This window comes from Actinomadura sp. KC216 (assembly GCF_004348535.1).
Lineage (GTDB): Bacteria > Actinomycetota > Actinomycetes > Streptosporangiales > Streptosporangiaceae > Spirillospora.
The window spans coordinates 43,061-54,608 of record NZ_SMJX01000016.1 but is presented as its reverse complement, the minus strand read 5'-3'; the positions used below and the strand labels follow the sequence as shown (position 1 = coordinate 54,608).

Annotated in this window: 12 protein-coding genes; 10 read left to right on the top strand and 2 right to left on the bottom strand. The window is 73.1% G+C overall.

Annotated elements, in window-relative coordinates:
• The first annotated feature begins 240 nt into the window (after positions 1-240).
• From E1264_RS05110 to E1264_RS05090, 5 genes are all read left to right on the top strand, one after another.
• Positions 241-1,035, top strand: a complete 795-nt coding sequence (locus tag E1264_RS05110; protein WP_243710754.1) for a trypsin-like peptidase domain-containing protein — start codon at positions 241-243, stop codon at positions 1,033-1,035.
• A 103-nt stretch (positions 1,036-1,138) separates the two neighbouring features.
• A complete protein-coding gene (locus E1264_RS05105) occupies positions 1,139-1,816 on the top strand; it encodes a TetR/AcrR family transcriptional regulator (protein ID WP_132170051.1) in 678 nt (225 codons plus the stop codon).
• Entirely contained in the window at positions 1,813-2,721 is a 909-nt protein-coding gene (locus E1264_RS05100) for an ABC transporter ATP-binding protein (RefSeq protein ID WP_132170049.1), read from the top strand. Before E1264_RS05105 ends, E1264_RS05100 begins: the two co-directional genes overlap by 4 nt.
• A complete protein-coding gene (locus tag E1264_RS05095) occupies positions 2,718-4,373 on the top strand; it encodes an ABC transporter permease (protein ID WP_132170047.1) in 1,656 nt (551 codons plus the stop codon). Before E1264_RS05100 ends, E1264_RS05095 begins: the two co-directional genes overlap by 4 nt.
• A 90-nt stretch (positions 4,374-4,463) precedes the next feature.
• A complete protein-coding gene (locus E1264_RS05090) occupies positions 4,464-5,066 on the top strand; it encodes a TIGR00730 family Rossman fold protein (RefSeq protein ID WP_243710753.1) in 603 nt (200 codons plus the stop codon).
• Positions 5,067-5,084: 18 nt separating this feature from the next.
• Here the strand turns inward: E1264_RS05090 and E1264_RS05085 are convergent, their stop codons facing one another.
• Positions 5,085-6,884, bottom strand: coding sequence for a thiamine pyrophosphate-requiring protein (locus E1264_RS05085; RefSeq protein ID WP_132170043.1), 1,800 nt, complete (start codon positions 6,882-6,884; stop codon positions 5,085-5,087).
• 310 nt (positions 6,885-7,194) lie between these two features.
• Here E1264_RS05085 and E1264_RS05080 point away from each other — a divergent pair, with 310 nt between their 5' ends.
• Positions 7,195-8,049, top strand: coding sequence for an inositol monophosphatase family protein (locus E1264_RS05080; RefSeq protein ID WP_243710752.1), 855 nt, complete (start codon positions 7,195-7,197; stop codon positions 8,047-8,049).
• 123 nt (positions 8,050-8,172) lie between these two features.
• Positions 8,173-9,555, top strand: a complete 1,383-nt coding sequence (locus E1264_RS05075; RefSeq protein WP_132170041.1) for an alkaline phosphatase PhoX — start codon at positions 8,173-8,175, stop codon at positions 9,553-9,555.
• Positions 9,556-9,575: 20 nt separating this feature from the next.
• On the opposite strand, the gene E1264_RS05070 is transcribed toward E1264_RS05075, so the two are convergent.
• On the bottom strand, positions 9,576-9,893 hold the full coding sequence (locus E1264_RS05070; protein WP_132170039.1) for a hypothetical protein: 318 nt from the start codon (positions 9,891-9,893) through the stop codon (positions 9,576-9,578).
• A 71-nt stretch (positions 9,894-9,964) separates the two neighbouring features.
• Between E1264_RS05070 and E1264_RS45135 the strand changes: the two genes are divergently transcribed.
• From E1264_RS45135 to E1264_RS05055, 3 genes are read left to right on the top strand one after another with little or no spacing between them, the layout of a single operon-like run.
• On the top strand, positions 9,965-10,408 hold the full coding sequence (locus E1264_RS45135) for a hypothetical protein (RefSeq protein ID WP_132170037.1): 444 nt from the start codon (positions 9,965-9,967) through the stop codon (positions 10,406-10,408).
• Complete coding sequence (locus E1264_RS45130; protein WP_132170035.1) at positions 10,405-10,833, top strand: SRPBCC family protein; 429 nt, start codon at positions 10,405-10,407, stop codon at positions 10,831-10,833. Before E1264_RS45135 ends, E1264_RS45130 begins: the two co-directional genes overlap by 4 nt.
• Before the next feature lie 14 nt (positions 10,834-10,847).
• A complete protein-coding gene (locus tag E1264_RS05055; protein ID WP_132170033.1) occupies positions 10,848-11,435 on the top strand; it encodes a DNA-3-methyladenine glycosylase I in 588 nt (195 codons plus the stop codon).
• Positions 11,436-11,548 lie beyond the last annotated feature (113 nt).

The following is an 11,548-nucleotide window of genomic DNA, read 5'->3' as shown; positions in this document are numbered from 1 at the left end:
TGGCGGCGGTGGCGGGGACGCTGGCGCTCGCCGGATGCAGCGGCGACGAGGGCGAGGGGGCGACGGCCGCGCGGACGTCCGCCCCGGTCAGCGCCGGTCCGGCGGCGGATCTCCAGCGGCAGTACGAGAAGGTCGTGGACGCCGTGCTGCCGTCCGTCGTGAAGATCCAGACCGACAAGGGCGAGGGGTCGGGGGGTCGTCTACGACGGCCAGGGCCACATCGTCACGAACGCGCACGTCGTGGCCGGGGCGGACAGGATCGAGGTGACGGCGGCCAGCGGCGGCTCGCCGCTGGCCGCCGAACCCGTGGGCGCGTTCGCGGCCGATGACCTCGCCGTGGTCAAGGTGTCGGGCGGGTCGCTGCGCCCGGCGTCGTGGGGCGAGTCGAGGAGGGCGGAGGTCGGGCAGATCGTCCTGGCGATGGGCAACCCGCTCGGCCTCGCCGGGAGCGTCACGAACGGGATCGTGTCCGCGCTGCACCGGACGGTCTCGACCCGGGGCGAGGGCGCCTTCCAGGGCTCGACGATCGCCGACGCCATCCAGACCAGCGCCGCGATCAACCCGGGCAACAGCGGCGGCGCCCTGGTCACGCTGGACGGCCAGGTGATCGGCGTGCCGACCGCCGCCGCGTCGGACCCGTCCATCGGCGCCCCGGCGGCCGGGATCGGGTTCGCGACGCCGAGCGACACCGTGAAGCGGATCGTCCCGCAGCTCATCCGGTCCGGGAAGGTGTCCGACTCGGGGCGGGCGGCGCTCGGTGTGACGGTCCGGACGATCCTCGACCCGCAGAGCGGCCAGAGGTCGGCCGTCGCGGTCGTGGAGGTCCAGCGGGGCGGCGGCGCCGCGAAGGCGGGGATCGAGCCGGGCGACCTGATCCTGTCGGTGAACGGCACCGCCACGCCCGACCAGACGGCGCTGTCGTCGGTGCTCGCCACGCTCAAGCCGGGCGGCATCGCGGACGTCGAGATCCAGAAGCCGGACGGGACGAAGAAGCGCGTCCAGGTGACCCTCAGCGAACTCCCCGGAGGCGGCTGACCAGCTTCGACAACGGCCTCGGAACCGGCCTCGACAACCGCGCCTGTACAGAGGTACAGTGTACATCGGTACAGCCTACTGAACGTACGTACAGGCGGTGAGGATGGCAGCCGGCGACCGGGCCGAGGACCTGACCGGGCGGGCCCGCATCAGGGACGCCGCGCTCCTGGAGTTCGCGGAGCGCGGCGTGAAGGGCGCGACCATCCGCGGCATCGCCAAGGCCGCCGGCGTCTCGCCCGCCCTCGTCCAGCACCACTACGGGACCAAGGAAGCGCTGCGCGAGGCGTGCGACGAGTACGTCTCGAAGGCCATCCGCGAGGTCAAGGAGGAGTCGCTCCAGGGCGGGATGGCGAGCCCCGGGTTCATGGAGATCGCCATGCGGACGGCGCTGCCCATCCAGCGCTACATCGCCCGTGCGATGACCGACAGGTCGCCGGCCGCGGCGGCGCTGTTCGACGACCTGGTCCTCTACAGCAAGGAGGTCCTGGAGACCGGCAGGCCCGGGGTGGCCACGCCCAGCACCGACGACCTGCACGCCTACGCGGTCCTCATGACCGGGATGAGCCTGGGCGCGTTCGTCCTGCACGACCACCTGTCGAGGGCCCTGGGCGCCGACGTCCTGACGCAGGAGGGCTACCCCCGGATGGCGCTCGCGATGATCGACATCTACGACGACCGGCTCCTGTCGCCGGAGCTGGTCGCCCAGGCGCGCGCCGGCCTGAAGCACATGCTCGCCTCCGGCGGGCAGTCACCCCACGAGGTTCACGAGGAGAACCGGTGACCGAGAACACGCCCCCCGTCGAGATCCACGGCCTGGTCAAGACCTTCGGCCAGACCCGCGCGCTGGACGGCCTGGACCTGACCGTCCGGCCGGGAGAGGTGCACGGCTTCCTGGGCCCGAACGGCGCGGGCAAGTCGACCACGATCAGGGTCCTGCTCGGCCTGCTGCGCGCGGACGCGGGCACGGCCCGGCTGCTCGGCGGCGACCCCTGGCGGGACGCGACCGAGCTGCACCGCCGCCTCGCCTACGTCCCCGGCGACGTCACGCTGTGGCCGAACCTGTCCGGCGGCGAGGTGATCGACCTGCTCGGCCGGATGCGCGGCGGCATGAACCCGCGCCGCCGGGACGAGCTGCTGGACCGCTTCGAGCTCGACCCGCGCAAGAAGGGCCGCGCCTACTCCAAGGGCAACCGGCAGAAGGTCGGGCTGGTCGCGGCGCTGGCGTCCGACGCCGAGCTGCTGCTGCTTGACGAGCCCACCTCCGGCCTGGACCCGCTCATGGAGGAGGTCTTCCAGGAGTGCATCCGCGAGGAGCGGGGCGACGGGCGGACCGTCCTGCTGTCCAGCCACATCCTGTCCGAGGTCGAGGCGCTGTGCGACCGGGTGACGATCATCCGCAACGGCGCCGCCGTGGAGTCCGGCACCCTGGACGAGCTGCGGCACCTGACCCGCACCTCGATCCACGCCGAGCTGGCGGCGCCCCCGGACGGCCTCCCCCTGCCCGGCGCCCACGACGTCCACATCGACGGCACCACCATCAAGTTCGAGGTCGACACGCCCCGGCTCGACGAGGCGCTGCGCCAGCTCACCGAGATCGGCGTGCGGAGCCTCACCAGCCGCCCGCCGACGCTGGAGGAGCTGTTCCTGCGCCACTACAAGGACGAACTCGAAGAGGTCTCCAAATGAGCGGTGTGAACCGGGGGGCGCGGGGGGTCGTCCCCCCGCAAAGAGCACGGAGCGCGCTCGTCGGGACCGGCGGGCTGGTCCGGCTGATCCTGCGCCGCGACCGGTTCCTGCTCCCCGCCTGGGTGATCGTGCTCGCCCTCCTCCCGATGGGCTTCGTCGGCGCGACCGACAGCCTCTACCCGGAGGCCGCCGACCGGCTCCAGTACGCGCGGACGACCGGCACCAACCCGACGTTCCTCGCCCTCTACGGGCCGATGTACGACACGAGCCTCGGCAGCATCATCGCGCAGCGCTCCGGGTTCATCCCGGTCGTGGTCGCGATCATCAGCGCGCTGACGGTCGTCCGGCACACCCGCACCGAGGAGGAGGCCGGGCGCCGCGAGCTGCTCGGCGCCACCGTGACCGGGCGCGGCTCCGGCCTGGCCGCCGCGCTGATCGTGACGATGGCGGCGAACCTCGTCCTCGCCGTGCTGCTCGCCGCGGGACTCACGTCCCAGGGCCTCCCGTTCGCCGGGTCGCTGGCCCTCGGGCTGCAGCTCGCCGCGGCGGGCTGCCTGTTCGCGGCCGTCGCGGGCGTCACGGCGCAGCTCAGCGAGGGCGCGAGCGCCGCCCGTGGGATCGCGCTCGCCGCGCTCGGCGTCGCGTTCGCCGTCCGGATGGCCGCCGACGTCGGCGGCGCGGGCAACGGCCTGTCGTGGCTCGGCTGGGTGTCGCCGTTCGGCTGGATCAACCGGCTGCGCGCCTTCGGCGGGGAGCGCTGGTGGACGCTCGCGCTGGTCGCGGCGCTCATCGCCGTCCTGGTCGCCGCCGCTGCCGCGCTCCAGGCCCGCCGCGACGTGGGCGCCGGGATCCTGCCCCCGAGCCTCGGGCCCGCCGCCGCCTCGGAGCGGCTGTCCGGGCCGTTCGGGCTCGGGTGGCGGCTGCAGAGCCGTCCCCTGTACGGGTGGCTCGCCGGGTTCGCCGCGCTCGGCGTCGTCTACGGCGCGCTCGCCAAGGGCATCAGGGACATGGTCGAGGACAACCCCCAGCTGGAGGAGATCTTCACCAAGATCGGCGGCCAGTCCGGCATCACGGACGCCTACTTCGCCTCGGTGATGAGCATGCTCGGCCTCATCGTCGCCGCCTACGCGGTGTCCGCCGCGCTGCGGCTGCGGACCGAGGAGTCCGGGCAGCGCGCCGAGCCGCTGCTCGCCACCGCGACCGGGCGGCTGCGCTGGGCGTCGAGCCATCTGGTGTTCGCCCTGCTGGGGCCCGCCGTCGCGCTGGCCGTCGCGGGCGGCGCCGCCGGGCTGACGCACGGCCTGAACGCCGGCGACGTCGGCGGCGAGCTGCCCCGCGTGCTCGGCGCGGCGCTGGCGCAGCTCCCGGCCGTGTGGCTGGTGGCGGCGATCGCGCTCGCGCTGTTCGGCCTGGCGCCGCGGCTCGCCGCGGGCGGCGCCTGGGCGGCGGTCGGCCTGTTCGGGCTGCTCACCCTGTTCGGGGCGAGCCTCGACCTGGACCAGCGGGTGCTGGACGTCTCGCCCTTCGCCCACATCCCGAAGATCGGGCAGGACTTCGCCGTGATGCCGCTGGTCTGGCTGGCCGCCCTCGCCGCCGTCCTGGCCGTCCTCGGCCTGGCCGGCTTCCGCCGCAGGGACCTCGCCATGCACTGATCCCACCCCGTGCCGGGCCCGCCGCTCCGGGCCCGGCGCCGGGCGGGGCACACCCGGCCCGTCCCGAGGCGGGCCCGTAGGATGGGGCCGGTGAAGTCCCCGAAGCCCCTTGCCATCTGCGTGTTCTGCTCGTCCAGCGGGACGATCGACCGCGGCTACATCGACCTCGCGGCGCAGGCCGGAACCGAGCTCGCCCGGCGCGGGCACAGCCTCGTCAGCGGCGGCGCCAAGGTCTCGTGCATGGGCGCCGTCGCCCGCGCCGCGCGGGCGGGCGGCGCCCGCACCGTCGGGGTGATCCCCGAGGGCCTGGTCAGCGTCGAGATCGCCGACGAGGACAACGACGAGCTGATCGTCACCCCCGACATGCGCACCCGCAAGGGCGAGATGGACCGCCGCAGCGACGCGTTCCTCATCCTCCCCGGCGGCATCGGGACGCTGGAGGAGCTGTTCGAGGTGTGGACGGCCCGCGTCCTCGCCATGCACGCCAAGCCCGTCGTGATCCTCGACCCGACCGGCGTCTACGAACCGCTCCGCGAGCTGATGCGCGGCCTCACCGAGCAGGGCTTCGCCCGCGCGCGGATCTGGGACGCCATCGGCTGGACCGACTCCGTCCCCAAGGCGTTCGACCTGCTGGAACGCTCCCAGCCCCGGATCGAGTTCTCCCCCGAGGACTACGCCGAAGCGGAGCTGTGACCCGCGGTGGGATCCCGGTCAGTGCTTGCGGCCGGGCATGTTCTCGTACATCTCGGTGAGCTTCTGGCGGAAGCCGCGGGCCGCGATGCCGATCTTCTGCGGGTCCTTCAGGCCCGCCTTGACGGTCTTCTTGGCCTGGTCGGACATGATGTGCGGCGGGATCGGGGCGATCTGGTCGTCCACGACGAACTCCAGCACCACCGGACGGTCGGCGGCGAGCGCGTCCTGCCAGGCGTCCGTGACGCGCTCGGGTTCGTCGCAGTAGACGCCCTTGAGGCCGCACATCTCCGCGTACTGGGCGTAGGGGAAGTCGGGGATCGACTGCGAGCCCTCGTACTTGGGGTCGCCGCCCAGCGCGCGCTGCTCCCAGGTGACCTGGTTGAGGTCCTGGTTGTTGAACACGCAGAAGATCAGCGGGGCGCCGGCCATGCGCCCGGCGTACCGCTTGACCGTGAGCATCTCGTTCATGCCGTTCATCTGGAACGCGCCGTCCCCGACGAAGCAGATCACCGGACGGTCCGGGTAGGCGAACCGCGCGGCGATCGCGTACGGGACGCCGGGGCCCATCGTGGCGAGCGTCCCGGACAGGGAAGCCCGCATCCCCTCGCGGAGCTTGAGGTGGCGTGCCCACCAGTTCGTCGCCGACCCGGAGTCGGCGGTGAGGATCACGCCGTCCGGGAGCAGCGGGGACAGCTCCTGCGCCACGGCCTGCGGGTTGATCTTGCCGTCGAAGCTCTGCCCGGCCCGCTTCTCCATGACCGCGTTCCAGGCGCGGACGTTCTCCTCGATCCCCTCCCGCCAGGACCTGTCCTCCTTGCGGCGCAGGAGCGGGATCAGCTCCCTGAGCGTCTCCTTGGCGTCGCCGACGACATGGGCGTCCATCGGGTACCGGATGCCGATCATGCGGCCGTCGATGTCGATCTCCACGCCGCGGCAGCTGCCCTCGTCCGGCAGCCACTCGGCGTACGGGAAGCTGGTGCCGATCATGAACAGGGTGTCGCAGTTCATGATCATCTCATCGCTGGCCTTGGAGCCGAGCAGCCCGATCGGCCCGGTCACGAACGGCAGCGTGTCGGGCACGACCTCCCGGCCGAGCAGGGCCTTCGCGATGCCCGCGCCGAGCAGTTCCGCCGCCTCGACCACCTCCGCCTGCGCGCCCGCCGCGCCCTGCCCGACGAGCATCGCGACCTTCTCGCCCTCGTTGAGGATGTCCGCCGCCTTCCGCAGCTCCTCCGGGTTGGGCAGGACGCGCGGCCGGCTCCACCCGACGCTGGAGAACACCGAGCCGTGCTCCTTCGGCGGCGACGGCATCTCCGCCGCCTCCTGGACGTCCTCCGGGATGATGATCGTCGCCACGCCGCGGGCGGTCAGCGCCGTCTTGAACGCCCGGTCGATGACATGCCGCACCTGGCCGGGATGCATGACGAGCTGGCAGAACTCGGACACGTCGGAGAACAGGTTCTCCAGCGCCACCTCCTGCTGGTAGCAGGTGCCCTGCGCCAGCCGCGCCTGCTGCCCGATGATCGCCACGACCGGCTGGTGGTCCAGCTTGGCGTCGTACAGGCCGTTCAGCAGATGGATCGCGCCCGGCCCGGACGTCGCCGCGCAGCAGCCGACCTCGCCGGTGAACTTGGCGTGCCCGACCGCCATGAACGCGGCCATCTCCTCGTGCCGCGCCTGGATGAACTCCGGCCGCCCCTCGGCCCGGTCGAAGGCGCCGAGCATGCCGTTGATGCCGTCGCCCGGATATCCGAAGACCCGCTCCACGCCCCACTCGGTCAGCCGCCGGAGGACGTGGTCGGCCACTTGCTGCGCCATCGCTCTCTCCCTCGTCGTGATCCCGGTACCGCCCCGCCCCCTGTCCGGCGCCGGATCCGGCCCAGAGACCCACTGCCCGCGTCACGGGGCCCGTAACGTGGCCCGTGACGTGGGCGCCCCGGGTCCCGGCTCGCGCGCCCGCGAGGGGCCTCGGATACCGTCGAACGCGTGCGCGCCCGTGAACTCGCCGTCGAGTACCCCACCGTGACGCCGTCCGGCAGCGCGATGGACGCCGCGCGCCTCCTGGAGCGCCTCCTGCCCACCTGACCAGCGCCCTGCCCGAACCACCCGCGTCACCCGAAGGAGCCGAATGACCATCGACGTGCCCGCCTCGCGAGAGCTCGCCGCGATCGCCGAACTCGCCGCCCGCACGGCAGGCGGCCCGCTGCGGGCCGCGTTCCGCTCGCGCCCGGAGGTCGACGTCAAGCGCGACTTCCACGACCCGGTCACCGAGCACGACCGCGCGTCGGAGGAGACGATCCGGGAGGTGCTCGCCGAGCACACGCCGGGCAGCGTCGTCGTCGGGGAGGAGGGCGGCGCGCGCGGCGACTCCGCGGGCCCCGGCGGTCCCGCCGCCGGGATCCGCTGGTACGTCGACCCCATCGACGGGACGGCCAACTTCGCGGTCGGCCTGCCGTTCTGGTGCGTGTCGATCGCCGCCGTCGCGGAGGGCGAGCTGGTCGCGGGCGCCGTGTACGACCCGATGCGCGACGACATGTTCACCGCGACCCTGGACGGCGCCACCTGCAACGGCGAGCCGCTCCGCAGCCGCGGCGCGACCCGTGACGCCATCGCCGTGGCCGCGACGTCCTTCCCCAGCCCGCACGACCTGAGCATCGGCGACCGGGACGAGACGCTGCGCCGCTTCGGCCTGATGGTGGACGCGTTCGCCACCGTCCGCAGGCCCGGCAGCGCCGCGCTCACCCTCGCGCACATCGCCGCAGGCTGGACGGACATCGCCTACGACTCCTCCATCAACGCGTGGGACATCGCGGCGGCGATGCTCCTGGTCAGGCAGGCGGGCGGGACGTACCTGCCGCTCGGCGGGCGGCCCGGGGACCCCGACTGGGACGCCCCCGGATACCTCGCCTGCGTCGGCGGCTTCGACCTCGCCGGGTCGGTCATGACCGAGATCGCCGGGCTCGCGAGCGCGGGCGCGCGCTAGCGGCCCGATGCCCGGAAACTGAAGATTGTCCTGGGGGTTTGCCACCCGTCCGGTGCTCGTTCATCACCGGTTCAGGGGCGGCGACCAGGCTCCCGCGTGATCCCCTCACGTGAAGGAGTGCCCATGTCCGTGACCCGTCGCGGAGTCGTCAAGGGCGGCGCGGCCGGTGCGCTGTCCATCGCGCTCGCCGGAAGCCTGGACGGAATCTTCCAGACCTCCGCGGGCGCCGACGCCGGAGAGGCGTTCGGCTACGGCCCGCTCGTCCCCGACCCCAAGGGCGTCCTCGACCTGCCCAAGGGTTTCTCGTACAAGACGCTGTCGGTGGAGGGCGAGCCCATCTCCGACGGCGTCGTCGTCCCCGGCCACCACGACGGGACGGCCACGTTCCCCGCGCGCGGCGGCCACGGCCACGACCACGGCCTGGACTGGCCCGGCTGGGACGTTCGCGAGCGCGGGAACGCCCGCCGGGGCCACACGATCCTCGTGCGCAACCACGAGCAGAGCAACAACGGCACCCGCGCCGTCGCGCCGCCCGAGCTGACCTACGACCCGGCCGCCAACGGCGGCACCACCAACCTGCTCGTCGACCGGGACGGCGACCTGGTATCGCAGTACGTCAGCCTCGCCGGGACGGCCGTGAACTGCGCGGGCGGCCGCACCCCGTGGGGGACGTGGCTGACCTGCGAGGAGACCGAGGGCTTCAAGGGCGAGACCAAGAGCCACGGCTGGGTCTTCGAGGTCGACCCGTACGGCCGGCGCACCAAGCCGGTCCCGCTGACCGGTCTCGGCCGGTTCGCGCACGAGGCCGTCGCCGTCGACCCGCACACCCTCACCGCCTACCTGACCGAGGACGCGTCCAAGCCGTTCGGCCTGTTCTACCGGTTCCGTCCCAGGGCCCACCGCGGCGGCTACCACGCCTACCTGAAGGGCGGGGAGCTGGAGGCGCTGAACGTGCCGGGCCTCCCCGACCTGTCGCTCGTCACCGAGCCGGGGACGAAGTTCCGCGCCCAGTGGGTGGACGTGCCGGACCCGTCCGCGAAGCAGACCTCCGTCCGCAAGCAGTTCGAGACGATCACGCGGAGCCAGAAGCTCGAAGGCGCCTGGTGGGGGCACGGCAAGGCGTACTTCGTGGCCAGCTACTCCAAGAAGTCGGACGGCGCGGCGGGCGACCACGCGGGCCAGGTCTGGACCTACGACCCGCGCCGCAACGAGGTCGAGCTCCAGCTGATCTTCAAGCCGGGCGGCCGGTTCGACGGCCCGGACAACATCACCGTCTCCCCGTACGGCGGCGGCGTGATCCTGGCCGAGGACGGCGACGGCGAGCAGTACCTCGTCGGCACCACGCGCAAGAACAAGCCGTTCGCGTTCGCCCGCAACGCCCTCAACGACAGCGAGTTCGCCGGGGTCACGTTCTCCCCGGACGGCCGCATCCTGTTCGCCAGCCGCCAGTCCGACCCGGGCGCGACGTTCGCGATCACGGGCCCCTGGCACCGCCTGCGCGGCTAGGGCCCTGCCGCGACCCGCGGTCAGGCGAGCCCGCGGCGGGCGACGGCGGGGGGCCGCGTGCCCTGGATGGAGGCCACCATGTCCAGGACCTGGCGGACGCCGTCCGCCTGCGACTCGGGCACGCGGAACAGGGCCGCGCCCAGCCACGCGTAGACGGACACCGCGGCGAGCAGCGCCGGATCCGGCTCCCGTGCGTCCGTCTCCAATGTGACGAGCACCACGTCCCCCGCGGCCGCGTGCCGCTCCACGCGGTCCGCCGGGGGCGCCGTGCCCGCGTCGACGGCGCCGTCCGGTACCGGCGCGTCCGATGACAGCACCATCCGCTCTCGCACTTCCATGCCGCAAAGCGTGGCACGATCTGGGATCGGGAAACGTCCTTCAGAGAGGGACGCGTGCAGATCGGAGCGAGATGGTGGTCCTGGTTCTCGTCCTGGCCGGCGTGGCCGTGCTGGGCGCCGTCGTCGTCCTCGCCATGGGCAGGGGCGGGGAGCTGGCCGAGACCCATCCCGACTATCCGCGGCTCCCGCTCGGCGCCGACGGCCGTCCGATCACCGGCCCCGACGTCGCCCACATGCGGTTCCCGCGCACGTTCTGGGGCTACCAGCCGCAGGTGATGGACGAGGCGCTGCGCCGCGTCTCGCATGCGCTGTCCGAGCGCGACGCCCGCGTGGCCGTCCTCGAACAGCAGCTCCACGAGCTGCGCTACGGCGCGGGCTCGATCGGCGCCCTGCACGGCCTCGAAGACCCGCACGGCCTGGAGGAACCGCCCCCGAACGGCGGCCCGCCCTCGCTCCTCAAGGAGGAGGCCGAGGAGGACGAGCGCGTGGGCGGCGCGCCGGAGGACCGCCCGTGAGCAGTGTCGCCGTCCACGCGGAGGCGGTCTCGGCCGCGCCCGCCGACCGGGTCTTCGACGTCCTGACCGACTGGCCGCGGCACGCGGAGTGGATGCCGTTCACCAGCGCGGAGGGCGGCCGCAAGATCGGCGACGACCTGCGGGCCCGGACGGGCGTCGGCCCGATCGGGTTCCTCGACACGATGGTGATCACCGACTGGCGGCCGGGGCGCCGCGTCGCCGTCCGGCACACCGGCCGCGTGGTGCGCGGCGAGGCGTGGTTCAAGGTCGTCCCGGAAGGAGCGGGCAGCCGCATCATCTGGGCCGAACGCGTCGACCTGCCCCTAGGCCCGCTGGGCCGCGCTGGCTGGCTCGCCGTGGGCCCGGTCGTGAAGGCGTTCATGGGCCTGGGCCTCCGCCGCCTGGCCGCTCTGTCGGAGGCGTGAGGTAGAACGGGCGGGTGACCACCGCGATTCTGGGCGAGGACGGCCTGGCCCGCTGCCCGTGGGGCCTGTCGGCGCCCGACTACGTCGCCTACCACGACGAGGAGTGGGGCCGTCCCGTCCGCGACGACCAGGGCCTCTACGAGAAGCTGTGCCTGGAGGCGTTCCAGTCCGGGCTGTCGTGGCTGACGATCCTCCGCAAGCGCGAGGCGTTCCGGGCCGCGTTCCACGGGTTCGACCCCGAGAAGGTCGCCGCGTTCGGCCCCGCCGACGTCGAGCGGCTGATGGCGGACGCCTCGATCGTCCGCAACCGGGCGAAGATCGAGGCGTCCATCGCCAACGCCCGCGCCGCGCTCGACCTCCCCGGCGGCCTCGCCGCCACCGTCTGGCGCTACGCCGACCCGGACGCACCGGCCTACACCGACATGGACGACATGCCCGCGTCCACCGACGGCTCGAAGGCCCTGGCCAAGGAGCTGAAGAAGCACGGCTTCCGCTTCCTGGGCCCCACCACCGTCTACGCCCTCATGCAAGCCTGCGGCCTCGTAGACGACCACCTGACGGGCTGCGCTTTTCGTGGCGTTGCTCGTGGCCGGAAGGCGTGACCGCCTTCCGGCCGCGAGCAACGCGTGCGATCGCTGCATCGCTCCGACTCGCCTTGCGGCTCGCTGCGCGATCAGGTTCTCGCTTCGCTTGAACCTGCCTTCGGTCGCGATCG